At 66.4% G+C, this 23,853-nt stretch carries 23 protein-coding genes; 9 read left to right on the top strand and 14 right to left on the bottom strand.

Annotated elements, in window-relative coordinates:
* Window positions 1-228 precede the first annotated feature (228 nt).
* A complete protein-coding gene (locus PUN51_RS00765; protein WP_275179578.1) occupies window positions 229-1,989 on the bottom strand; it encodes an ABC transporter family substrate-binding protein in 1,761 nt (586 codons plus the stop codon).
* A 219-nt stretch (window positions 1,990-2,208) separates the two neighbouring features.
* Between PUN51_RS00765 and PUN51_RS00770 the strand changes: the two genes are divergently transcribed.
* Window positions 2,209-2,733 carry a DUF805 domain-containing protein gene (locus PUN51_RS00770; protein WP_275179579.1) on the top strand — a complete coding sequence of 175 codons (525 nt, stop codon included), beginning with the start codon at window positions 2,209-2,211 and terminating at the stop codon, window positions 2,731-2,733.
* Between the two features lie 86 nt (window positions 2,734-2,819).
* On the opposite strand, the gene ychF is transcribed toward PUN51_RS00770, so the two are convergent.
* Window positions 2,820-3,905, bottom strand: a complete 1,086-nt coding sequence (gene ychF, locus PUN51_RS00775; RefSeq protein WP_159631466.1) for a redox-regulated ATPase YchF — start codon at window positions 3,903-3,905, stop codon at window positions 2,820-2,822.
* A gap of 90 nt (window positions 3,906-3,995) precedes the next feature.
* Here ychF and PUN51_RS00780 point away from each other — a divergent pair, with 90 nt between their 5' ends.
* Window positions 3,996-5,222 (top strand): DNA recombination protein RmuC, encoded by a 1,227-nt coding sequence (locus tag PUN51_RS00780; protein WP_275179580.1) that lies wholly within the window; start codon window positions 3,996-3,998, stop codon window positions 5,220-5,222.
* 76 nt (window positions 5,223-5,298) lie between these two features.
* Here PUN51_RS00780 and PUN51_RS00785 read toward each other — a convergent pair whose 3' ends face one another.
* On the bottom strand, window positions 5,299-6,378 hold the full coding sequence (locus PUN51_RS00785) for a 4-hydroxy-3-methylbut-2-enyl diphosphate reductase (protein ID WP_159631464.1): 1,080 nt from the start codon (window positions 6,376-6,378) through the stop codon (window positions 5,299-5,301).
* A 9-nt stretch (window positions 6,379-6,387) separates the two neighbouring features.
* Window positions 6,388-7,239, bottom strand: a complete 852-nt coding sequence (locus PUN51_RS00790; RefSeq protein WP_275179581.1) for a hypothetical protein — start codon at window positions 7,237-7,239, stop codon at window positions 6,388-6,390.
* 161 nt (window positions 7,240-7,400) lie between these two features.
* Here PUN51_RS00790 and xseA point away from each other — a divergent pair, with 161 nt between their 5' ends.
* Together xseA and PUN51_RS00800 are read left to right on the top strand one after the other, a co-directional pair.
* Window positions 7,401-8,753, top strand: coding sequence for an exodeoxyribonuclease VII large subunit (xseA, locus tag PUN51_RS00795; protein ID WP_159631462.1), 1,353 nt, complete (start codon window positions 7,401-7,403; stop codon window positions 8,751-8,753).
* Window positions 8,750-8,968, top strand: a complete 219-nt coding sequence (locus PUN51_RS00800; RefSeq protein ID WP_056334565.1) for an exodeoxyribonuclease VII small subunit — start codon at window positions 8,750-8,752, stop codon at window positions 8,966-8,968. The genes xseA and PUN51_RS00800 overlap by 4 nt, the downstream gene beginning before the upstream one ends.
* A 78-nt stretch (window positions 8,969-9,046) precedes the next feature.
* Here PUN51_RS00800 and PUN51_RS00805 read toward each other — a convergent pair whose 3' ends face one another.
* The 6 genes from PUN51_RS00805 to PUN51_RS00830 all read right to left on the bottom strand — a co-directional run bounded on the left by PUN51_RS00805 (window position 9,047) and on the right by PUN51_RS00830 (window position 14,835).
* Window positions 9,047-9,901 carry a polyphosphate kinase 2 family protein gene (locus PUN51_RS00805; protein WP_224026591.1) on the bottom strand — a complete coding sequence of 285 codons (855 nt, stop codon included), beginning with the start codon at window positions 9,899-9,901 and terminating at the stop codon, window positions 9,047-9,049.
* A 51-nt stretch (window positions 9,902-9,952) separates the two neighbouring features.
* Complete coding sequence (locus PUN51_RS00810) at window positions 9,953-11,173, bottom strand: pyridoxal phosphate-dependent aminotransferase (protein ID WP_159631460.1); 1,221 nt, start codon at window positions 11,171-11,173, stop codon at window positions 9,953-9,955.
* 140 nt (window positions 11,174-11,313) lie between these two features.
* Window positions 11,314-12,276, bottom strand: a complete 963-nt coding sequence (locus PUN51_RS00815) for an ABC transporter substrate-binding protein (protein WP_275179582.1) — start codon at window positions 12,274-12,276, stop codon at window positions 11,314-11,316.
* On the bottom strand, window positions 12,273-13,019 hold the full coding sequence (locus PUN51_RS00820) for an ABC transporter permease (protein WP_224026593.1): 747 nt from the start codon (window positions 13,017-13,019) through the stop codon (window positions 12,273-12,275). The genes PUN51_RS00815 and PUN51_RS00820 overlap by 4 nt, the downstream gene beginning before the upstream one ends.
* Entirely contained in the window at window positions 13,016-13,735 is a 720-nt protein-coding gene (locus PUN51_RS00825) for an ABC transporter permease (RefSeq protein WP_159631457.1), read from the bottom strand. Before PUN51_RS00825 ends, PUN51_RS00820 begins: the two co-directional genes overlap by 4 nt.
* Window positions 13,735-14,835: an ABC transporter ATP-binding protein gene (locus PUN51_RS00830; RefSeq protein ID WP_159631456.1), complete on the bottom strand. Its 1,101-nt coding sequence runs from the start codon at window positions 14,833-14,835 to the stop codon at window positions 13,735-13,737. The genes PUN51_RS00825 and PUN51_RS00830 overlap by 1 nt, the downstream gene beginning before the upstream one ends.
* A gap of 239 nt (window positions 14,836-15,074) precedes the next feature.
* On the opposite strand from PUN51_RS00830, the gene PUN51_RS00835 reads away from it, so the two are divergent.
* On the top strand, window positions 15,075-16,094 hold the full coding sequence (locus PUN51_RS00835) for a pirin family protein (RefSeq protein WP_275179583.1): 1,020 nt from the start codon (window positions 15,075-15,077) through the stop codon (window positions 16,092-16,094).
* On the opposite strand, the gene PUN51_RS00840 is transcribed toward PUN51_RS00835, so the two are convergent.
* Both PUN51_RS00840 and PUN51_RS00845 read right to left on the bottom strand, forming a co-directional pair.
* On the bottom strand, window positions 16,091-17,041 hold the full coding sequence (locus PUN51_RS00840; RefSeq protein ID WP_275179584.1) for an N-acetylglucosamine kinase: 951 nt from the start codon (window positions 17,039-17,041) through the stop codon (window positions 16,091-16,093). The genes PUN51_RS00835 and PUN51_RS00840 overlap by 4 nt on opposite strands.
* 86 nt (window positions 17,042-17,127) lie before the next feature.
* On the bottom strand, window positions 17,128-18,102 hold the full coding sequence (locus PUN51_RS00845; protein WP_159631453.1) for a LysR family transcriptional regulator: 975 nt from the start codon (window positions 18,100-18,102) through the stop codon (window positions 17,128-17,130).
* A gap of 97 nt (window positions 18,103-18,199) precedes the next feature.
* Here PUN51_RS00845 and PUN51_RS00850 point away from each other — a divergent pair, with 97 nt between their 5' ends.
* Together PUN51_RS00850 and PUN51_RS00855 are read left to right on the top strand one after the other, a co-directional pair.
* Window positions 18,200-19,435: an MFS transporter gene (locus PUN51_RS00850; protein WP_275179585.1), complete on the top strand. Its 1,236-nt coding sequence runs from the start codon at window positions 18,200-18,202 to the stop codon at window positions 19,433-19,435.
* 139 nt (window positions 19,436-19,574) lie between these two features.
* On the top strand, window positions 19,575-20,078 hold the full coding sequence (locus tag PUN51_RS00855) for an Lrp/AsnC family transcriptional regulator (RefSeq protein ID WP_159631451.1): 504 nt from the start codon (window positions 19,575-19,577) through the stop codon (window positions 20,076-20,078).
* Between the two features lie 27 nt (window positions 20,079-20,105).
* Here the strand turns inward: PUN51_RS00855 and PUN51_RS00860 are convergent, their stop codons facing one another.
* Window positions 20,106-21,353, bottom strand: coding sequence for an MFS transporter (locus PUN51_RS00860; protein ID WP_275179586.1), 1,248 nt, complete (start codon window positions 21,351-21,353; stop codon window positions 20,106-20,108).
* Window positions 21,354-21,522: 169 nt separating this feature from the next.
* Here PUN51_RS00860 and PUN51_RS00865 point away from each other — a divergent pair, with 169 nt between their 5' ends.
* Window positions 21,523-22,014: an Lrp/AsnC family transcriptional regulator gene (locus PUN51_RS00865; protein ID WP_275179587.1), complete on the top strand. Its 492-nt coding sequence runs from the start codon at window positions 21,523-21,525 to the stop codon at window positions 22,012-22,014.
* A complete protein-coding gene (gene corA, locus PUN51_RS00870) occupies window positions 22,015-23,010 on the top strand; it encodes a magnesium/cobalt transporter CorA (RefSeq protein WP_275179588.1) in 996 nt (331 codons plus the stop codon).
* Here corA and PUN51_RS00875 read toward each other — a convergent pair.
* Complete coding sequence (locus PUN51_RS00875) at window positions 22,988-23,761, bottom strand: Pr6Pr family membrane protein (RefSeq protein ID WP_275179589.1); 774 nt, start codon at window positions 23,759-23,761, stop codon at window positions 22,988-22,990. The genes corA and PUN51_RS00875 overlap by 23 nt on opposite strands.
* Window positions 23,762-23,853 lie beyond the last annotated feature (92 nt).

The raw sequence follows: 23,853 nt of genomic DNA on the forward strand, positions 1-23,853 counted from the left end.
CCCGCAGGTCGGACGCAGCTCACCGCTGTGACGAAACCTACACAATACGAGTTAGCCTAACCGCACGAAGTCCAGATATTGGTACTCCGTTGCCAAACCGTGACCGGCGGCTTTTCAATGCCCCGGGCGGCGGCGATAGTTAGGCACGTCACATGCTACTCGCCGGTAGGCCCTACGGCGAATCGGCGCCGCAAGAGCCAAAGGACCCAAAAAAGTACGTGGCCGCGGCTAGGACAGCCGCCACTCCGCAACGTTCCACCACACGCCCAGGGGACCGGGGCTGGTCTTCACGCCGGCCACCCGCGAATTGAACGCAGTCGTTCCGGGTGTTTGGTAAAGGGGAAGGCCGTACGCGTCCTCCCAGATGTGCTTGTCGATCTCGGCCAGGAGCTCGTCCTGTTTGCCCAGGTCCGTGGTCACGGCCAGCTGTTCCATGATCTTGTCCGCGTCGCCGTCGGAATAGCCCGTGAAGTTGCTGCCTGCACCGGTGCGGAAGATTTGCGGCACCCTGCTGACGCCCGCCTCAGTCCCGATCCAGCCTGACAGGGCGGCATCATAGCCACCCCTGCTCAACGCGGCCGCCCAGTCTGCACTCCCCTGGCCGCCGTCGACAACCCGGAATCCCGCCAGTGCGGCCGAGTCGCGGATCAGGGCGAAGGCTTTGGCCCGGTTCGGGTTGTCCCGGTTATAGAGAATGCGGATGCTGGGGGTGGCGTCCTTGAGGAGCCTCTTTGCGCCATCGATGTCCACCTTGGCGTAATCGGACGACCCGTTGTTCTTCACGGTCTCGTCGTACTTTGGCTGTCCGGGCAGGAACACCTGGGAGTCCAGCGGCTTGTTGTCCGCCACCTGGGTGCCCACCACGGCGTCCACAATCGCCTGCCGCGGCACCGTCTTGAGGAAGGCTTCCCGGACATCCTTGTCGGCAAACGTCCCGGAGAAGTTGAGGTCAAGGTGGTCGTAGCCGGACTGTTTGTACCGTTCAACGGTGATGCCCTGACCTGACAGGCCGGTGAGGAGATTGTCTGTGGCAGCCGAGGGCTGGGGCGAAATGATGTCAGCCTGCCCGTTGCGCAGGGCATCAACCGCCGCCGGCACGGCCCCCGTGAACCGGACATTGATCTCGTCCAGCCACGGTTCCGCGCCCCACACGTAGTCCCGGTTCCGGACCAGCTTCATGGAAACTTCAGGCACGATGTCGCGGACGATGTAGGGGCCGCTGGAAAGGTAGAGCGCAGGATCATCCGGAAGGGATTTCGTATCGAACCCGGTGTTCCAGAAGTCGCTGACCTTTTTGAGGGCCGGGTGCGACGCCGGTTTGTCCGGGTTGCCCCGGGGCGTGTCCTTGAGGAGCTTGACCAGGTCCTCCTCGTCGTTGAGTCCGCTCTTGGCAGCAACGACATGGGCCGGGAGTCCGACGTCGAACGCCACTTCCCAGTCAGCGTACGGTGCGGCGTACTCAATGGTGATGGAACGGCCGTCCGACCCGATTTCGGGAAACAGGGTACCCGCCAGGCCTGTGGTGTCGGAGGCGACCGAGAAGTACTTGGTGCCCTTCCCCGCTGCGGGTTCGACGTCGTCGAAGTAACCCGACCCTGCGGCCCAGCTCAGCAGGAGGTCTGCAGCTCCGATGGGCGCCCCGTCCGACCACTTCACGCCCTCATTGACCGTGTACTTTACTTTGAGCGGCTGGTCGGAGACCTTCTCGAAGTGGCCGAACTTGTCGTTGCGGACCACCTTGGAGCTGTCGTCCAGGTAGAAGAAGCCCGAGTGCGTGATGGCGCCGATCTTCGAGTTGATGTCGGTGTTGCCGTTGGCGCTGTAGGGGTTGAACGAGGAGAATGCGTTGACCTCGGCCACAGTGACGCTGCCGCCGCGCTTCGCCTCCCCCACCACCACGGACGGGGCGCTGCCGCCCGAACAGCCGGAAAGAACCAGGGCAGCCGCCAACGCGGCGATGAGCAACTGCATCAGACGCCGGACCGGCATGCCGCCTCCTTGTGGTTTTCCCTCTCCGGAGGGGACTGGGGCCGCTTCAATCACGCCCTACAAACTCAGGATACTTGGTGCTGCTGCCCGCCAACCCAATCCGAACCTCCTGGCAATGGGGTACGTAGTCCGGGCCGCCGGACGGGACCTACGGCCCAAGCCCGGGCCCGGCCGGTTCCGTAGCATGCTGGCAACGGAACCTCAGGAAGGAAAAGCTCGATGAGCATCCCCCAACCGTCCAATGTGCCCGGAAGTGCAGTCCCGCCCCTCGAACTGCCGTACTACGGTGCTCCGCCGGTGGACGCGGTCAAACGCGTCTTCCAGAAGTACGCGGTCTTCTCGGGGCGCGCCAGCCGAAGCGAATATTGGTGGTGGTTCCTCGCTTCCGGGCTGGCCTCAGCGGTGCTGAATTCCATCAGTCCCACTGTGGTCAACGGCCAGGTGACGGGGTCCAGCGCCCTGGGTGGCTTGTGGTTTCTCGCCACCGTTGTCCCGTCACTCGCGGTGGCGTCCCGACGCCTCCACGACGTGAACCTCAGCACCTGGATGCTGCTGCTCGCCCTCATCCCCGTACTTGGATGGATTGCGCTCATCGTGCTGCTCGCGCAGCGGGGGAACCCGTCTGGCCAGCGTTTCGACAAGTACCCTGCACCGGAGCGTGGGCAGGCGTCATCCGCTCCCCCGTCCTGGCCTCAGCAGCAGCCTCCCTACCCGCCCGGTCCCGCTGGTCCGACCGGGCCGTAGGCCAGGGCAGACCTCCGGCAATTTTTCCGCCCGGACAGTGCCCCAGCATCGTTCCGGGACCAGCAGTGCGCCTGTTCCTGCGGAAATCAGACGTTGAAGCGGAACTCCACCACGTCGCCGTCGGCCATGACGTATTCCTTGCCTTCGATCCGGACCTTGCCGCGGGATTTCGCCTCGGCCATGGATCCGGCGTCCACCAGGTCGTCGAAGGAGACGACTTCGGCCTTGATGAAGCCGCGCTGGAAGTCGGAGTGAATGACGCCGGCTGCCTGCGGTGCCGTGTCGCCCTGCCGGATGGTCCAGGCGCGCGCTTCCTTGGGGCCCGCCGTGAGGTAGGTCTGCAGCCCCAGGGTGTGGAAGCCCACGCGTGCCAGCTGGTCCAGGCCGGACTCGTCCTGGCCGTTCATCTCGAGCATCTCGCGCGCCTCTTCCTCGTCGAGCTCCACGAGATCGGCCTCGAGTTTGGCGTCAAGGAAGATGCAGTCTGCCGGGGCAACCATGGCGCGCAGTTCTTCCTGCTTTTCCGGGCTGCCCAGGATGCCTTCGTCGGCATTGAACACGTAGATGAAGGGCTTGGCGGTCAGCAGGCCCAGCTCCTTGAGGTGTTCCATCTCCAGTTTGTCGCTCTTGATGGAGGAGTAGATGGTGTCTCCCCGCTCGAGCACCGCCTGCGCGGCCTTGATGGCGGCGAGCTCGGCGGCTTCCCGCTTCTTGATCTTGACTTCTTTTTCGATCCGCGGGATGGCTTTTTCGATGGTCTGCAGGTCCGCGAGGATCAGCTCGGTGTTGATGGTCTCCATGTCCGAGCGGGGATCCACCTTGCCGTCGACGTGGATCACGTCGGGGTCATCGAAGACCCGGACAACTTCGGCGATGGCTTCAGCTTCGCGGATGTTGGCCAGGAACTGGTTGCCGAGCCCCTCCCCCTCCGACGCGCCCTTCACGATGCCGGCGATGTCGACGAAGGATACCGCGGCGGGCAGGACGCGCTGGGAGCCGAAGATCCCGGCGAGCTTCTGCAGCCTGGGGTCCGGGAGGTTCACGACGCCGACATTGGGTTCGATGGTGGCGAACGGATAGTTCGCGGCCAGGACCTGGTTGCGGGTTAGCGCGTTGAAGAGGGTTGATTTGCCGACGTTGGGCAGTCCGACGATGCCAATAGTTAGAGCCACGAGCATTGATTCTACCCGCCGGACCCCGCGGCCCAGTACCCGGGAATGTCACTGCCCATGATTGTCAGAGCCCCGTGCAACAGTGAAGCCATGGATGCTTTTGCCTTGATTCTGGCCCTTTTCATGCTGCTGCTGGGTGCGCTTGCCGGCGCTGCAGCCACCTACTTCTCATTGCGCCGGAACTCGCACGCCCTGGAGACGGACTTCGACCAGGTGTCGTCACGCCTTTCCGAGGTCACTGCGCAGCTGGCAGCGGCCGACGCCGAGCGGCGGCTTTTGGCCGCACAGAACCGTGAGCTGGGTGAGGCCCGGACACAGGACGGCAGCGTGCTGCGTGCCCTGGCGCCCGTGGCCGAGAAGCTGTCCGCGGTGCAGCAGCAGGTGGCGCTGCTGGAGCGGGACCGGGTTGAGCAGTACGGCCAACTGGCCCAGCAGCTGCAGGAGGCCAGGCTGTCCGATGAACAGCTCATCCGTTCCACGCACGCCCTGGAATCGGCGCTGCGTTCCAACAGCGCCAGGGGCCAGTGGGGCGAGGTGCAGCTTCGGCGCGTGGTGGAGGCTGCAGGGATGCTCCGCCACGTCGACTTCGTGGAGCAGGTCCACAGTGCGGGCCACGACTCAACGGTGCGGCCGGACCTGGTGGTGCAGCTGCCGGGTGAAAAACAGCTGGTGGTGGACGCCAAGGTGCCGTTGTCGTCCTACCTTGAGGCACAGGAACTCGGCTCGGTGGACCCGCGCCTGGCCCCGGCTGGACCGCAGTCGGCGAACGAGGGCCGCAACAGGCAGGCCCTCCTGGCGGCACACGCCAAGGCCCTTAGGGCGCACGTGGATGCGCTCGGTACCAAAAAGTACTGGGATATCCCCGGAAACTCCCCGGAACTGGTGGTTTGTTTCATCCCGGCCGAGTCCATCCTGGCGGCGGCGCTGACAGCTGACGCCGGGCTCCTGGACCACGCGTTGTCCCGTAATGTCGTCCTCGCCTCGCCGAGCACCCTGCTGGCCGTGCTGAAGTCCGTGGCATTCACGTGGCGCCAGGACGTCCTGACGGACAGTGCACGCGAGCTCTTCGAACTTGCGCGGCAGCTGTACGACCGGATGGGCACGCTGGGCGAGAACGTCACCAAGCTCGGATCCTCGCTGAAGACGTCCGTGGACCGCTACAACGCCATGGTGGGAACGCTGGAAGCCAGGGTCCTGCCCACCGCGCGGAAACTCAACAGCCTGGAGGAAACAGGCTTGGTTGCACCACCCTTGGTGGAGGTGCAACCGCGGGCGCTGGTGGCACCCGAGCTGCAGGGCGACGGGGAAGCAGCCTGACACGGCCGCCGAAATGCAGAATGGGCCGGGCAGCCAGTGGCTGCCCGGCCCATTCCGTTGGAATTGTGTGCCGGTTTTAGCTGCGGGTCCGTCGTCCGCCCAGCGCACGGCTGACATCGCCGGCCTGTTTCAGGGTGGCCCGGAGTTCCTTGGGCAGCGAGAAGAGGAGGTCTTCCTCGGCCGTCACGACTTCCTCCACGGCTCCGTAGCCGTAATCAGCGAGCAGCCGCAGCACGTCCTGCACCAGCACCTCGGGAACGGATGCCCCCGACGTAACGCCCACGGTGGCGACGCCTTCAAACCACGCCTCGTCAACCTCGTTGGCGAAATCCACCCGGTACGAGGCCTTGGCACCGTATTCGAGCGCCACCTCCACCAGCCGGACAGAGTTGGACGAGTTGGCCGAACCCACCACGATCACCAGGTCCGCCTTGGGCGCGATCTTTTTGATGGCCACCTGGCGGTTGGTGGTGGCGTAGCAGATGTCGTCGCTAGGCGGATCCTGCAGGGTGGGGAACCGTTCCTTGAGCAGCCGGACGGTTTCCATGGTCTCGTCCACGCTGAGTGTCGTCTGCGAAAGCCAGATGACCTTCTCGGGGTCGCGGACGGTGACCTGGTCCACTTCATGCGGGCCATTAATGATCTGGATGTGCTCCGGCGCTTCCCCTGAAGTGCCTTCCACTTCCTCATGGCCGTCGTGGCCGATCAGGAGGATATCGAAATCGTCCTTGGCGAAGCGGACGGCTTCCTTGTGCACTTTTGTGACCAGGGGGCACGTGGCATCAATGGTGCGCAGGCCCCGGGTTTCGGCGGACTCGACCACTGCCGGGGACACTCCGTGGGCGGAGAAGATCACCAGGGCACCTTCGGGCACCTCATCGGTTTCGTCCACGAAGATGGCGCCCTTTTCCTCCAGCGAGCTGACCACGTGGACGTTGTGGACGATCTGCTTGCGGACGTACACGGGCGGACCGTAGTGCTCCAGCGCCTTTTCTACGGCGATCACGGCACGGTCAACACCGGCGCAGTAACCGCGCGGAGCGGCCAGCAGTACCTTCTTGGTGCCGTTCACGGGGGCCGCAGCTGCTACTTCCTCCGGGGAGCGGCGCCTGCGCGGAATGGTTGGCATCGAAAGGGATACAGCCGAGGTGGTCATGCCTCCATGCTACCGGCTGGCCCCAACCCGTTTCCGGGATGCGAACAACGTCACAATGCCCACCGCCACCAGGACGCCGCCGGCAACCCCGGCCGTGGTGATCCACGTTTGGAAGTCCGCGCCGGCGGCGGCAAGGAAATGGTCGCGGAACATATTGGCCACCGCGTTGCCGGTGTCCGTGGCCTGGGCGCGGGCTGAGCCAAGCTGCAGTCCCAGTCCCCACAGCCCGGCAAGCGCCAGTCCGCCGAGGCCCGCGGCCAGCAGCACCGTCCCGCGGCGGCGTGCCGCCACGAGCGCCAGCAGGAACGCTACGGCCGACCCGATGGCCAGGATGTAGCCCATGGGCGCGTAGGTGGCCAGCCGTTCAGTCCATTCCCTTTGCGCAGGCTGGCCTACATTGATCAGCGTCTGTTCCGGCGGATCGAGGGGAAGCCTGGTTGTGCGGGAGATCTCCTCCGAGCCCAGGGCAACCAGTGGGGCAACGTCGAGGGTCAGGGACGACGCCGATGCTCCTCCCTGGGATGCCGCGGCCGGATCGGCAAAGCTGAGGCGGTGGCTTCTGCGGAGGGTCTCCTCCCAGGCCGCCGGATAGCCGGGCAACCCGGTCAGCGACTCCGCCGCCTTTTCAAGCATTGGCTCCACCAGCCCGGAGAGGAACCCGGGAACCGACCCGGTGTCAATCGTTCCCACTGCGGCCGCAGCCAGCTTCTTTTGGAATTCCGTGTCCTTGCCAAGCGGAGCTGCGAGACGGACGAAGCCGTCTTCCTGGACGATGTTCCGGTCCACCCAGATGGCGGGAACGGCAACGGCGGCGAGGAGGATGCCCAGCACGGTGGCGATGGCAGAGATAAAAGTGCGCACAACAGGTCCTTAGGGGTTGGGGGCCTTATCCCATCCTAGGCAGGGTCCGGGGGCTGCCCCTGTCAGTCCCCGGTGCTAGACCTTATGGATAAGGTTGATTGACCGCCCACAACAGTTGAAGGACCGCATGCCCGCAGCACCAGCCTCCCACCGGCGTCCGCATGTCTGACCAGGCCTCCTTACCGGGTACCGCCCCCACCACCCTGCCGGCCACCGCGGCGGAAACCAGCCCGGACAACCCGTGGCCGCTGCAGCTGCTGTCGCAGAAGCTCAAGGCGCACATCGACCGTACCCCGTCGGCGTGGGTTGAGGGCCAGGTCATTGAACTGAACCGGCGCGGGACCAACGCCTACATCACGCTTCGGGACGTGGATGCGGAGGTGTCGCTGCCGGCTTCCGTCTGGACCAAGGTCCTGGAGCGGCAGAACCTTCCACTGGAGCGCGGTTCACGGGTAGTGGCCCTGCTGAAACCGGAGTTCTGGCTGAAGACGGGCCGGCTGAACATGCTGGTGCGGGACATCCGGCCGGTCGGACTGGGTGACCTGCTGGCCCGCATTGAGCGGCTGCGCCAGGCCCTTGCAGCTGAGGGTCTTTTCGCCGACTCCCGGAAGAAGCGGCTGCCCCTGCTGCCGCACCGCATCGGCCTGATCACGGGACGGGACTCGGACGCCAAGAAGGACATCCTTCGCAACGCGGCCCTGCGGTGGCCGGCGGTGGAGTTCGAGATCCGCGAGGTGGCCGTCCAGGGGAACACAGCCGTGTCCCAAGTGGTCCGTGCCCTGCGTGAACTGGACGACCGGCCTGAGGTGGATGTCATCGTCATCGCCCGGGGCGGCGGGGCACTGGAAGATCTTCTGCCCTTTAACAGCGAGGAGCTGATCCGGGCCGTGGCCGCGGCCAACACACCCGTGGTGAGCGCCATTGGCCATGAGGCGGACCGCCCGCTACTGGATTACGTCGCCGATCTGCGGGCCTCCACCCCCACCGACGCCGCGAAGCGAATCGTGCCGGAGGTATCCGAGGAACTTGCCGGGGTGCGCCAGGCGCGGGAACAGCTGCGGCGCTGCGTGGAACGGCTGGTGGACCGGGAGTCGGACCGGCTGGCGGCACTGCATTCGCGGCCCGTCATGGCGGCGCCCGAGGGCATGGTCTCCGTCCGGGGCGAGGAAATCGAACGGCTGCTGCGGCGCTCGTCCGCCGCGGTGAGCTCCACGGTGGTGCGGGCAGCGGACCAGCTGGAGCATCTGAAAGCCCAGGTCCGTGCGCTCTCACCGCAGAAGACCCTGGACCGGGGGTACGCCGTCGTCGAACTGGCAGGCGACCAGGCCGCACGGATCGCCGAGGCCGGCCACGCCGTCGTCCGCAGGCCCGCCGAAGCACCTGCGGGTGCCGCCTTGTCCATCCGTGTCGCGGAGGGCCGCTTCGGAGCCACCTCCACCGGCCCTGCGGAGTCCACCAGGGCACCGCACCCAGGAAACCCAGACCAGCACCAGGAAGTGGAAGAGAAGGCATGACCGAACAGAAACCAGAATCCGATGTCGCCGCGCTGAGCTATGAGGAAGCCCGGGAGCAGCTCATCGCCGTGGTGGGCAGGCTGGAGGCCGGAGGGGCAAGCCTGGAGGAATCCCTGGCCTTGTGGGAGCGTGGCGAGGCACTGGCCGCGCGGTGCGAGGAGTGGCTCGAGGGAGCACGAAAGCGCTTGGCCGCTGCCCGGGACCAGCCCCTGTAACCAACCGCCGGACCGGTCCAGCCCTGGGGACCGCGGCTGTCAAACCGGGGCATACTGCTCCGGCCCCAGGGGCCCGGGTCAGGAACGGGCCACGAGCTCCCGTTCGATGTCGACGTCGAATTCAGCCTTGGGCCACTCCAGGCGGAAGTCGGACAGCGCCGATATCACCAGTTGCTGCACGGCGATGCGGGCGAACCATTTCTTGTTGGCCGGAACCACGTACCACGGGGCAATCGCTGAGCTGGTCTCGTCAAACGCGGCCTGGTATGCAGCCATGTAGTCATCCCAAAAGGCGCGTTCCTTCAGGTCGCCGCTGCTGTATTTCCAGTGCTTGGCAGGGTTGTCCAGGCGGGCCAGCAGCCGGGATTTCTGCTCATCCTTGCTGATGTTGAGCATCACTTTGATGATCTTGGTGCCGGCGTCGGTTTGGCGGGCTTCGAATTCGTTGATGGCCCGGTAGCGCCGGCTGATTTCTTCCGGGGTGGCCCAGTTGTGGACGCGGTGGATGAGGACGTCCTCATAGTGGGAGCGGTCAAAGATCCCCACCATCCCGGCTCCGGGGACCTCCTTCTCGATACGCCAGAGGAAATCGTAGGACTTCTCCTGCTCGGTGGGGGCCTTGAACGCCTTGAACTGGACGCCCTGGGGGTCCATGGTTGCCATGACGTGGTTGACGATTCCGCCCTTGCCGGCTGTGTCCATGGCCTGCAGGACCAAGAGGATCCGTTTCTTTCCGCCGGCCCGGGATTCGGCGAACAGCTGTTCCTGCAGCTCGGAGAGCGTCCCGTCCATCTCAGCCAGCAACGCCTCGCCGTCCGCCTTGTTGCCGCTGTAGCCCGGGGTGGCGTCCGGGTCCACCGCTGCCAGGGAAAATCCCTTTCCAACGCGGAGCGTCTCAGACGGATGCTGGTCGAAGCCAACGACGCGGGCCATGGGGTTCCTCTCCGCAGGGGGTACACGGGCCCGGTGGCCCGTGAGCACAGGCTAGTTCCCCTGGTACCTGCTTAGGAAGTCCCCCATGCGCCCAATGGCTTCTTCGATGTCCTTCACGTTGGGCAGCGTCACCATGCGGAAGTGGTCCGGGCGCACCCAGTTGAAGGCGCGGCCGTGGGATACCAGGATCTTCTGTTCCCTCAGCAGGTCAAGGACAAACTTCTCGTCATCCCGGATGTGGTAGACCTCGGGGTCAAGCCGCGGGAACAGGTACAGGGCGCCTTTGGCCTGCTGCGTGCTGACGCCGGGAATGGCGTTCAGCATGTCGTAGGCCTTGTTGCGCTGCTCCAGCAGCCGGCCGCCCGGGAGGATGAGGTCGTTGATGCTCTGGTAGCCGCCCAACGCCGTCTGGATGGCGTGCTGGGCCGGGACATTGGCGCACAGGCGCATGTTGGCCAGGAGGTTGATGCCTTCGAGGTAGTCGGCGGCGTCCTTCTTGGGTCCTGAGATGGCCATCCAGCCTGCCCGGTAACCGCAGACGCGGTAGGCCTTGGACAACCCGCTGAAGGTCAGGCACAGGACGTGGTCTCCGGTGAGGCCGGCCAGGTTCACGTGGACGGCGTCCTCGTACAGGATCTTCTCGTAGATCTCGTCGGCAAAGATCACCAGGCCGTGCTTTTCGGCCAGGGCCACGATGCGTTTCAGGGTCTGTTCCGGGTACACAGCGCCGGTGGGGTTGTTCGGGTTGATGACCACGATGCCCTTGGTGCGGGGAGTGATCTTGGCTTCCATGTCCTCCAGGTCAGGCTGCCAGCCGGACTCTTCATCGCAGAGGTAATGCACCGGTTTTCCGCCGGCGAGCGCTACGGAAGCCGTCCAGAGCGGGTAGTCCGGCGTGGGGATGAGCACTTCGTCGCCGGAGTCCAGCAGCGCCATCAGGGACATGGTGATGAGCTCGCTGACGCCGTTGCCCAGGTAGATGTCGTCAACGTGGATGTTCTGGATACCGCGGGTCTGGTAGTACTGCGAGACGGCGGTGCGGGCAGAAAAGATGCCGCGGGAATCGCTGTAGCCCTGGGCGTGGGGCAGGTGGCGGATCATGTCCACCAGGATGGCGTCGGGCGCTTCAAAGCCGAACGGTGCGGGGTTGCCGATGTTCAGCTTGAGGATCCGGTGGCCCTCCGCCTCCATCTGCTGGGCGGCTTCGAGGATCGGTCCACGGATGTCATATAGGACGTTGTTGAGCTTCGTGGACTGCCTGAATTCTGCCATCCCTCAAATATGCCACAGGAAGGATGAATGGCCGTTGAGACATCCGCCACATGGCCGACGGCGGCTGCCGGACCTTCGAAAGGCCGGCAGCCGCCGTCGTTGTCACCTCCGTGTTCCTGCCCTGGGCAGGGAACGCGGACCTACTTGACGATGCCCTTCTCCTTGAGCCAGTTGGTTGCTGCCGTCTTGGCGTCCTGCTTCTGGCTGCCGCTGACGGCGCGGTTGAGGTTGATCAGGTCATCGGTGGTGAGGGTGCTGGAGACCGAGTTGAGTGCCTGCTTGGCCTTGTCCGTCATCTTGGCCTTGTTGTACAGCGGCAGGACCTGCTGGGCGATGAAGTTGTTCTTGGGATCGTCCAGCACCACGAGGTCGTTGTCCGCGATGGACGGCGTGGTGGTGTAGATATCGGCCACCTGCACCTGGTCCTCCAGGAGGGCCTTGAGCGTCACCGGGCCGCCGCCGTCGCTGAAGGGCTCAAGCTTCTTGGGTTCGCAGTTGTAGTTCTTCTTCAGCCCAGGCAGGCCGTAGGCGCGCTCGGCGAAGGTGGCCGGGGCGCCGACGACGATCTGGCTGCAGACCTTGGCCAGGTCCTCAATGGATTTCAGCTGGTACTTCTCGGCCGTTGCCTTGGTGACCACCATGGCGTCCTTGTCTTCGGCCTTGGACACGTCCAGGACGCCAAGGCCATCCGGCAGCTTGCCCGGCAGCGCCTTGGCGATGTCACCGGCGGAGACTTCCGTGGCTTCCTTGTTCACGTAGAGCAGCAGGTTGCCGCTGTAGTCCGGCACCACATCCACTGACCCGTCCTGGACGGCCTTGAAGTAGACCTCCCGGGAGCCGATGTTCGGCTTGGTGGTGGCGGTGATTCCGTTGGCGTTCAAGGCGCCGGCGTACAGCTCGGCGATGATCTGGCTTTCCGGGAAGTCCGCGGAACCCACCACCAGGGATGTGGCCCCGCCGGAAGCGCCGGCGCTGGATGCGGGCGCGTTCTTCAGCGGATCGGACGAACCGCCGCAGGCTGACAGCGCCACTGCCAGGCCAAGCCCGGCGGCAAGGCCGCTGAACGCCCGCCTGCCGAGGCGCTGGGGACGGCTATCTTTCATGATTTACCTCCTTGTACAACAGTCTCCGCAACAACGGGGTCTGTGAGATCAACCGCAGCCTCCTGGCTGCGGAAGGACAGCTTCGAGGCCCCTGGTGTCAGGAACAGCCTCTGGAACAGGGACAGGAGAAGGTCGACGGCGATGGCCAGCACTGCGATGAGGAGGGAACCTCCCAGCATCTGGGGGAAGTCGCTGAGGACCAGTCCGTCAAAGAGATACCGGCCCAGTCCGCCGAGGTTGATGTACGCCACCACCGAGACGGTGGCGATCACCTGCAGCACACCGGTCCGGAAACCGCCGAACATGACGGTGAGGGCGTTGGGCAGTTCGGCCCGGAACAGAACCTGCAGTTCCGTCATGCCCATGGCCCGGGCGGCATCAACCACGTTCCGGTCCACGCTGGAGATGCCCGCGTAAGTCCCTGCCAGGAGCGGGGGCACCGTGAGGATTACCAGGGCCCAGATGGGCGGCATCAGCCCGATGCCTGCCAGGAGCACGAACAGGATCAGCAGGCCAAGGGTGGGCAGGGCGCGCAGTGCGCCGGCCAGGGCCACGACAGCGACGCGTCCCCTTCCCGTGTGGCCGACGAACATCCCGACGGGTACTGCAACGGCGGTGGCGATCAGCATGACCAGGCCGGTGTACTGGAGGTGCTCCCCCAGCCGGGCGGGAATGCCCATGCTTCCGGCCCAGTGCAGGGGGTCGGCGAGCCAGGCGAAGGTATCGGCGAAGACGTTGCTCATGCTGCCTCACCCACTGTGGAAGCAGCCTCTTCAGCAGCGGTGGTTCCGGAGGGGACGCCCAGGGCTCCGTGGTTCTTCAGCTTCCCGGCCCGCTCCCAAGGGGTGAGGACGCGTTCCAGGAGGACCAGGACGGCGTCCATCAGCAGCGCGAGGACCAGGATGGCGATGATGCCCACCACCACCTCGGTGACGAAGTCGCGCTGGAGCCCGTCAGTGAAGAGCATGCCCAGGTTGCCCACGCCCAGGAGGGCCGCAACGCTGACCAGCGAGATGTTGCTGACGGACACCACCCGGAGGCCGGCAAACATGACCGGAAGGGAGAGCGGCAGGTCAACCTGCAGGAACCGGGCCAGGGGCTTGAACCCCATGGCCTGCGCGGCCTGGCTGACGTCCGCGTCCACGGAGTCGAAGGCATCAAGGGCCGCGCGCACCAGCAGGGCCACGGCATAAATGGTCAGCGCCACCACCACGTTGAGGGGATCCAGGATCCGGGTCCCCAGGATGGTGGGAAGGATGATGAACAAGGCCAGCGACGGGATGGTGTAGAGAAGGGAAGAGGCCGTCAGCACCACGGAGCGGAGCGCACTGTTTTGCCGCGCCAACTGTGCCAGCGGGATGGAAATGAGCAGGCCCAGGACCATGGGGACCAGCGCCAGCACCAGGTGCTGGCCGCCGCGCTCCAGGATCATGCCGGTATTGGCCAGGAACCATTCCATCAGAGGGCAGCCTGCCGCACCTGGCGCGCTTCTTCGATCAATGCCAGGACCTCACCGCCGCGGACCACGCCCAGGACCACGCCGTCGGCATCCACGGCGACGCCCAGGCCGGAGGGCGAGGACAGAGCGGCATCCAGGGCGCGGCGGAGGCTCTCTCCGGGGCGGAACAGCGAGCCGCCGGGAATCAATTCAGTCTCCGTGCCGGGTGCCGACCATCCCAGCGGACGCTTGTCCGCGTCCACCACCAGTTGCCAGCCGCCGGCAGCGCTGGAATCGGACTGGTACCCTCCGGAGGCCCGGATGATCGTGGGCACCGGGTGGATCGCCACGCCGTCGGACGGGGAAAAACCAAGGTGGCGGAAGCCGCGGTCGCGCCCCACGAAGGAGGCCACGAAGTTGTTGGCCGGCGCCCGCAGGATCTCCTCTGGCGAGGCGTACTGGGCCAGCTTGCCGCCGGTGGCAAAGACAGCCACCTTGTCGCCCAGGATGGTGGCCTCATCAATATCGTGGGTCACGAAAACGATGGTCTTGGCCAGATCCTTTTGCAGCCGCAGCAGCTCGTGCTGGAGTTCGTCGCGGACAACGGGGTCCACCGCGCTGAACGGCTCATCCATGAGGAGTACGGGCGGGTCCGCAGCGAGGGCACGCGCCACGCCCACGCGCTGCTGCTGGCCGCCGGAAAGCTGCGACGGGTAACGCCCACCCAGCGACGGCGCCAGGCCCACCACATCCAGGAGTTCGCGGGCACGCTTCCGGGCGTCCGCTTTGGAGACCCCGTTCAGGCGCGGAACGGTGGCGATGTTGTCCAGGACGGAGCGGTGCGGCAGGAGACCGGCGGACTGCATCACGTACCCCATTGACCGCCGCAGTTCCGCCGCCGGTACCGACGTGACATCCCGGCCGTCCACGGTGATGGTCCCGGACGTGGGTTCCACCATCCGGTTGATCATCCTGAGGGACGTTGTTTTGCCGCAGCCGGAAGGACCCACGAAGACGGTGACGGACCCTTTGGCGATGGACATGGACAACCCGTCCACGGCAGGCTGGCCGCCCGGATACTGCTTGGTAACGCTCTGGAACTCGATCATCGCCTGGTCCATGGTGCGGACTTACCTGTTCTCTTGGACGGGCTGTTCCCAGCACCGCGACACTGCCATAAGCACGCTGATAGTTACGGTAACCCAAACCGGGTCAGGCTTCAGCAGCTGGGGCCCTAATCCGTACAAAGGAATCCCTACTGTAACCATTCGGAACCCCGGCCGGGATGGATGGGATTCCCTGGATCCGGCCCTGCAGCGGCTCCTGTCACGGGCGCCGCGGCCGGGCCTACAGTGGAGGCGTGACCAACTTGGAAGTTTCGCCGCAGCAGGAAGTTTGCCCACCCGCACCCGAAGGAGGGATGTCCGGCCCCTGCCTGCAGCTATGGCCGGAACGTGAAGTACCCCTGGGCGGCGTCCGCGCCATGAACGTCAAGCGCACGTTGCCCCAGCGCGGCCTTCCCACGATCGGGGCCTGGTGCTTCCTGGACAGTTTCGGCCCGGACCGGACCGCGATGTCCGTCCTTCCCCACCCCCACATCGGGCTGCAAACGGTCACCTGGCCGCTGGCGGGGCACATCCGCCACCGGGACAGCGTGGGCAGCGACGTGGTGGTGCGCCCCGGGGAGCTGAACATCATGACAGCCGGCCACGGCGTCTCGCATTCCGAGTTCGCCGTGCTTCCTGCCGACGGCGGGGAGTTGCCGCTGCAACGGGGCCTGCAGCTGTGGGTGGCCCTTCCCGACGGGGACCGGCACCGGGAACCGGCATTCGAACAGCACCGCGAGCTGCCACGCGCTGCCGGGCCGGGCTTCACGGCGACGGTCATGGTGGGCGAGCTTGCAGGGGTGGCCTCCCCCGCAACAGTGTTTTCGCCGATCGTCGGCGCGGACGTTTCCTGCGAGGGCGAGGCGGTGCTGCCGTTGAAGCCCGGCTTTGAGCACGGCATCCTGGTCCTCGACGGCGGCCTGGCGGTGGACGGGCAGGACCTGCCGGCGGGACCGCTGGGCTACCTGGGCACCGGCCGCAGCGAACTCAGGGTGGAGGCTCTCCCCGGTACGAGGTTCCTGCTGATCGGCGGCGAGCCGTTTGGTGAGGAACTGCTGATGTGGTGGAACTTTGTGGGCCGCACCCATGACGAAGTGGAAAAGGCCAGGGAGGACTGGGAGGCGCAGGCCGGCCTGGCGGACGCCGAAACAGCAGCAGCCCGCTACGGCCTGGTCCATGGACATGGTCCGGATGCCGGGGCGGAAGCCGGCCGCATCCCGGCTCCCCCGCTCCCCGGTGTCCGGCTGACACCGCGGAAGCGTTCCGTGGGCTAGGCGGGTTCGGCCACCAGCTGCAGCACGCCGAACACCGGTTCCTGGTCCAGCACACTGACGTCGGTCACGCCGGTTTCGGCGAGGTTCCGGCGGAAGGACTCCTGCAGGGGTGCCACGTTCATGCCCAGACCGCCGCCCAGGATCACCGGACCTTCGATTTTCAGCTGGCCCAGCACCTGGCCGGCCAAAGCAGCGAGGTCCTGCCCGGCCTGCTCCAGCAACATGGCGCTGTCCCGGTGCCCGGAGGCCGCGGCTTCCACGACGTGCCTGGCCTGCTGCGCCCAGAAGCGCCTCCCGGTGTCCGGGGAGTGGAACAAGGCGATGAGCTTGTTGGGGTGGTCCAGCCCGCAGGATGCCAGGAGCGCCGCCGTGAGCTGGTCGACGGGCAGGCCCTGGTTCATCCTGCGGAGGCTGTGCCGCACCGCTTCCCGGCCCAGCCAGTAGCCGCTGCCTTCATCCCCCAGCAGGTATCCCCATCCGCCGGCCCTGGCCTCGCCGCCGTCGGCATTGCGTCCCCACGCGGCAGATCCGGTTCCCGCGATGACCGCTACTCCGGTGGCGGCGCGGCCCGCGGCCAGCAGGAGGCGGGAGTCATGGACAACGGTGACGCGTGCTTCGGGAGCCAGGGGCTGGATCAGCGCAGCCAGGGCGGCGGCGTCTTCATCGGTATCGATTCCGCCGGATCCCGCGTATACCCGGTCCACGTGACCTCCGCCGATCATGGCGAACAGGTCCGCAAGGTTGCGTGCCGCCTGCTCGCGGCTGACATTCTGGACGTTGGAGCTTCCGGCCGACTCGTCGGCCACGGGGTGGCCGTCCTCGAAACGGATGCCGTGGGTCTTGGTGCCCCCGATATCCAGCCCGATCGTGATGCCGTGCAAAGGACTGGCCGCGGAGCCTGCCGCTTGGTCAAAAGGAGTGGCAGAGGAGTTCTGGGTGTTTGTCACGTCACAAGGGTACTTGCCCCATGGTGTTTGGCACCCCGCCGCCCCTGCACCGGAAGCCAGCCGCCGCCGTCGGACATTTTCCCGGCTCAGCGGCCTGCCCTCGTGACAAGCCCGGCCAGTAGCGCGGGCCCCTGCCCCACCACCAGCTCGCGGAAAAGCCTGGCCGGAACCGGCTCGCTTTCCGGTTTCCTGCGCCGCCAGCTGACGCCGACTTCCCGGAAGGCGAGTGCCGAGTCCAGCGGAACCTCCACCCACCCCAGGTCCCCGGTTTCGGGACGCGGAGTCCGGCCGGGAGCGTCGCCGCCCGGCGGCAGGATGCTGACGCCAAGGCCGGCGGAGACCAGGCCGCGGACGGTGTGGGAATCCTGGCTTTCGAAGGCGATCCGCGGACGGTACCCGGCCTCGCGGAAGAGCGCGTCGGTCAGGGAACGCAGCCCATAGCCGGGCCCGAGCACTACGACGGGCTCCATCCGAATGTCGGCCAGCCGGGCCATCCGCTGCCGGGCAAGCGGATGGGCGTGATGCACCACCAGGCGCAGCGGCTCGCGGTACAGCGGCGCCGAGTCGAGGTTCTTGCCCGGCGGCGCCACGGGTGCCGTGAGGGCGAGGTCCGCCTCCCCCGCTGACAACTCATCCAGGCAGGTATCCCGGGCGCCTTGGCTAAGGCGGAAGCCGGTCCCGGGATGCCGGGCACGGAAGGCACTGATCAGCAGCGGCAGGGTGGCTTCGCCGAAGGTGTGCTGGAAAGACACGGACACGGTGCCCCTGACCACCTGCGACTCGTTCCGCACCAGATCGAGTCCGGCCTGGAATTCTGCGAGCGCCTGCTCGACGTACGGCAGCAACGTGCGGGCAGCCTGAGTCAGGCGGACTCCGCGGCCGTCCCTGACCAGGAGTTCGGTGCCGACGGCGGCACTGGCCCTCGCCAGCGCCCGGCTCACCGTTGACTGGGGTACTCCGAGCAGTTCGGCCGTTTCCGTCACGTGCTCCGTCCGGCCCAGCTCTGCGAGCACCGGCAGCAGCGGCAACAACTGCGCAAGTTGTTTCCGGTCAGGCTCCATCGGCAGTTCCTCCCAAGCGAAAACAATCCATAATTGCTATCACTTTGGCATAAAGCATGCATTGGATGCATTCATCCGCCGAGGCTACGCTGGCTGGATGCCTCAGAACGCAAGCGCCGGAACTGACGCACCTTCCCTCTGGACCGGCCACGCCAAGGGATCCCGGGCGTACGGGCGGATCCTTGCGGGCCTGTCCTGCGCCGGCGTGGCCACCTTTGCCCAGCTCTACTCCACCCAGGCGGTCCTCCCCCTCCTGGCCGCGGACCTGCGCATCACGGCCGCCGAAGCCGCCCTCACTATTTCGCTCGCGACCGTAGGCTTGGCTGCCACGGTAATCCCCTGGTCCTTCCTGGCGGACAGGATCGGCCGGGTCAAGGCCATGATGTGGGGCATCACCGCGGCCACCGTGCTGGGACTGCTGGTACCGATGGCTACCAGCTTCCCTATGCTGCTGGCCCTGCGGCTGCTGGAGGGAATGGCCCTGGGCGGCATCCCCGCCATCGCCATCGCCTACCTGAACGAGGAAGTCAGCAAAGCCCACGCCGCCCTCGCCGCGGGAAGCTACGTGGCCGGCACCACGCTGGGAGGACTGTCCGGGCGGCTGGTGGCGGGGCCGGTTGGCGAGCTCTGGGGATGGCGGTCCGCGGCGCTGGCCGTGTCACTGCTGGCGACCGTTGCCGCCGTCGCGTTCCTTGTCCTGGTGCCCCGCGCCCGGGGTTTCGTCCCGGCCCCGGCTTCCGGGCTCCGCAGTGCCATCGGGACCCTGGGCGGCCACCTGCGCAATATCAGGCTGCTGGCCCTGTACGCCCAGGCATTCCTGATGATGGGCGGCTTCGTGGCGGTCTACAACTACCTGGGCTTCCGGTTGTCCGGTGCGCCGTTCGGGCTTCCGGCGACAGTGATCAGCCTGATCTTCCTTGCCTACCTGTCCGGCACGTTCTCCTCCCGCTGGGCGGCGGGGATGACCACGCGGTACGGCCGCCGGAACGTGCTGCTGGCAGGACTTGCGCTGGCCCTGGCAGGACTGGCCCTGACACTCACCCAGTCCCTGATCCTGATCCTGGCCGGGCTGGTGGTGTTTACCGGCGGTTTCTTTGCAGCCCACAGCATCGGCTCCGGCTGGACGGGTGCCATCGCCAGGACCGGACGGGCGCAGGCAGCGTCACTGTACAACCTTGCCTACTACCTTGGTTCCAGCCTGCTGGGCTGGGCCGGCGGCCTGGTCTTCCAGGCCTGGGGCTGGAACGCCCTTGCGGGAACTGTCATGGTCCTGGCCTGCCTGACTGCGGCAACTGTCGCCGTCGTCCATCCGCCGGCGGAACGCGCGTCCTGAGCCGGGGCGCCGCGGGCGAATTAACCAACTTCACAAGGCCTTGGGAGGGTTTGGATGTTCGGCAGGACGCGCGCCTGCTGCGCAGCTCGCGGCGATTCTGCGGTCTAGGATGAACTAGGACCGCTTGGAAGGAACCGCAGTGAGCACGAATGCAAGGAACACCAGGCCCGGGGCGCACCTGGAGCCGCTGGACGCCATCGACGAGCGACTCCTCGCGGCCCTGGTGGCGGATGCCAGGATTTCCAACAAACAGCTCGCCGAGATGGTGGGGATTGCGCCCTCGACGGCACTTATGCGCACCCGTGCCCTTTCGGAGCGGGGCATCGTCCAGGGTTACGAGGCGAAGCTGAGCCTGTCAGCCATCGGCAGGTCCGTACAGGCACTGGTGGCTGTACGGCTCCGCGCCCACGACAGGGACCAGATCGACCGTTTCACCGCCCGCGTGCCGCACCTGCCCGCCGTGCTGTCCACCTTCCACACCTCAGGTTCGGTCGACTACCTGCTGCACATCGCCGTCGGGACTACAGAAGACCTGCGGGACTGGGTATTGGACAACCTGGCCACCGACCCCGTGGTGGGGCACACCGAAACCACCCTCGTCTTCGAGCACATCCAGGGCAACCACGGCCCGCTTCCGGACTAGCAGGAAAACAGCCCCGGCGGCCACGGTTCAGGCGGCGGGCTGCCGCCTCGCCGTTTGGACCAGCGTCGCGGCGGCAAGGCCAAGGGCCGCCGCACCGCACAGCAGGACGAAGCCCTGCACGGCCGCTGCCATGCCGAACGCGGCGCTGGCCCAGCCCAGGCCCAGGACCGGCACCGCGCTTCCCAGGTAGGTGATGACGTAGACGGTGCTGATGATCTGCGCGTGGCGGGCCGGTTCCACCCTGGCCGCCACATCGTTGAACACGGTACGGAATGCCAGCCCCTGCCCCACTCCGGCGGCAATGGCTGCGCCCACCAGCATCACGGGGCTGTGCCAGGTCCCGGCGGCGCCCAGCAGCATGACGGAGACGCCCAGCACGGCCAGGCCGGCGGGCACGGTCAGGCGCCCGCGCACGGTCACCAACTGGCTCAGGGCCGATGCACCAAGCGGCAGCCCGGCGAGAACGCCGATCAGCGGCCGGGAGTCCGTGCCCAGGACCTGGGCGAAGTATCCCGGGGCCAGGGACAGGGAGAAGCCAAACACGGCAAAGCTGAGGAAGCCGACGCCGGATGCCAGCCAGAAAGCGCCCCTCGCCTGGCGGGACACGGAGGGCCTGCGCGGCGCAAGGGCATGCAGCGGCCGGGACACAGCGGGAACCATGATGGCCGGGCGGGCACGGATCAGGTACAGCGGCACCAGGAGCCCGGCGAGCAGCAACGAGTGGACGGCGTACGGAGCCGTGGTGGCGCCGGGAAGCAGGGACAGCAGGCCGCCGATGACAGGCCCGGCCGCAACTCCTCCTGAAGAGGCCAGCAGGGTAAAGCGCGACGCCCATTCCGGCCGGGAGGGAAGCAGTTCACGCAGGGCAGCCGCGCTGGCCCCCGTGGCAAGCGCGACTGCGATACCCTGCAGGGCCCGGCCGGCGCACAGGGCCGCCAGCGAGTGGGCCTCGGCAAATATCCCGCCGCCCGCCAGTCCGGTCAGCACGGCCACCAGGAGGGCTGCCCGCCTGCCGATATGGTCCGACCAGTGCCCGGCCAGGAGCAGGGTCCCCACCAGCGCCAGGACATAGCTGGCGAAGGCTGCTGTGACGTCCAGGCTGGACAGTCCCAGGTTGGCCTGCAGCAGCGGGTACAGCGGCGTGGCAAGGTTGGCGCCCACCAGGAGCATGAAGATGGCGGCCCCGGAAATCACCAGCCGCGCCGTGGTGGAGGCATTCCACCCGCTGGGCGTGGCCGGTACCGGACGCATGCGCAGTTCGCTGAAGACCGTCATTGTGCCGCCTTAAGGATCGCCGCGGCGGGTGGTCCTTGTGGGAGCCCTTCGCGGATACAACAGTGTTGATACAAGAGTGCGGCACGGCTGCGCCATCCATCCGTTACGCGGTGGATAATTGAGCAAAATCATCAACTTACGGATCACCGCATGATGGAGAGTGACGATCTTGAACACGTTGGACACCACAGACCTGAAGATCCTCCTAGCCCTCATCAGGGATCCCCGGATCCAGATCGGCGAGCTCAGCGACTCCCTGGGCATCGCCCGCAACACGGCCCAGTCGCGCGTGCGCCGCCTGCTCCGCACCGGCGTACTGCGCCCTGGCGGCCGCGAAGTCGATCTCGAAGCGGTGGGCTATGACGTGGTTGCTTTCGTCACCATCGAAGTCTCCCACCGCGAGCTCGACGGCGTCGTGGCGGCGCTGCGCCTCATCCCTCAGGTCCTGGAGGTCCATGAGATCTCAGGCCGCGGGGACGTCTGGTGCCGGGTGGTTGCCACCGACACCCACAACCTCCAGTCCTCCCTGCGGCAGGTCCTGAGGATCAAGGGAGTCATCCGGACAGAGACCGTCCTGGCCCTGCACACCCATATCCCCTACCGCACCGAGCCGCTCATCAGTGGCCTTAGCAGTGCCGCCGCCCCGGCTAGGATTTCCTGAATGACCATCATCGATAACGCCGTCTACGTCAACGGCGTCCGCCACGCCGAGCCCAAAAGCCTGGAACAGACCTTTGAGACCCTGGCCCGGCACGGCGGCATGGCATGGATCGGGCTCTACCGTCCCACTGCGGAAGAAATGACCGCCGTCGCCAATGAGTTCGGGCTGCACGCCCTCGCGGTGGAGGACGCCGTCTCGGCACACCAGCGGCCCAAGCTGGAGCGGTACGACGACAACCTCTTCACCGTCCTGCGTCCGGCCCGGTACCTGGATGTGGACGAGACCGTGGAGTTCGGCGAGCTCCACGTCTTCACCGGGAAGAACTTCGTAGTGACCGTACGGCATGCGGAAACGGCGGGCGTGGCCCGCGTGCGGCAGCGGCTGGAGGCCCGCCCCGACCTCCTCCAGCACGGGCCTGAAGCTGTCCTTTACGCCCTGCTGGACCGGGTGGTTGATGACTACGCGCCGGTGGTGGCGGGCCTGGAGAACGATATTGACGAAATTGAGGACCAGCTGTTCAGCGGCGATTCCTCGGTGTCACGCCGGATCTATGAACTGGCCCGCGAAGTCATCCAGTTCCAGCGCGCCATCCACCCCCTGCCGGAAATGCTGGACCAGCTGAAGCGGGGCTTCGAGAAGTACGGGGTGGAAACCGAACTGCGGCACAACCTGCGCGATGTGGAGGACCACGTGGAGCGGGTGATTTCCCGGGCCGACTCGTTCCGGGACTTACTGCAGAATGCCCTGACCCTGGACGGAACCCTGACCGCCAACCGGCAGAACGAGGCCAGCGCCGAGCAGAACGAACAGGTCAAGAAGATCTCATCCTGGGCAGCGATCCTGTTCGCGCCGTCATTTGTGGCCGGCATCTACGGGATGAACTTCGACAACATGCCTGAGCTCCACTGGGCCGGTGGTTATCCCTACGCCTTGGTCCTCATGGTTGCCGCCGGGGCCCTCATGTACGGAATCTTCAAAAAGAAGGGCTGGATCTAGGGGCTTCGGCGCCGCGGGCCCTGCCGGCCTTTCCGGCCTTTCCGGCCGCCAGCGCCGCCCGCGCGTTGCCCGCCGCGTGGACCAGGACCGAGACAACCAGGAACGCAACCAGGACCTGGGCCGTGGAAACAAACACCCTGGCCCACCCGCCGTCGAGCGTGGGATCCAGGAAGTCGTAGACGTACCATCCGTCGAGGCCCCCGCGGATCCAGGAGAACGCAAGGAAAGCCACGGGATAGCCCAGCCAGGCGAGGGGCCGCCACCACGCCCCGCGCAACGTCCGTGTCACCAGGAGCCAGTCGAGCGCCGTCACCAACGGGGCGACGCGGTGGTGCACCATCTGGGGCCAATACAGATCCCAGCTCCACCACGGTTCACCCGGCGGAGCCACCAGCACCACATAGATGATGCCCGTCATCACCAGATAAAGGACCAGCGCTCCGAAAAGGTGGTCCCACCAGTGCGGCAGCCGGGCCCGCCGCCGGACACCCGAAACAATCAAAACGAGCCCCAAGGCAAGGTTTCCCTGGACGGTGAACTCCGAGTACAGCTGGGGAACATCCACGTCATTACCCGGGAGGGTGGCATCGAACGTCTTCTGGACCAGTGCGGCGAGCACGAAGAGTCCGACAGATATGCGGACGGACCGGATCCAGGGACGGTCAGGGTGCAGGGCGCGGTTGGCAGGGGTATCCCGGCGGACCGGCGGGACCAAGGCCAAAGGACCGGCGGCGGGCTCTGTGAGGCTCATGGAGAAAGCGTGGAGCCGCGGAGGCCGAAGGGCTAGGGCCTTTTGGCAGTAAGGAGTTCACCGCCGGCCGGGCCGGCAGCCGTTGGCCAGGC

Source organism: Arthrobacter sp. NQ4 (assembly GCF_029077345.1).
Taxonomy (GTDB): Bacteria; Actinomycetota; Actinomycetes; order Actinomycetales; family Micrococcaceae; genus Arthrobacter.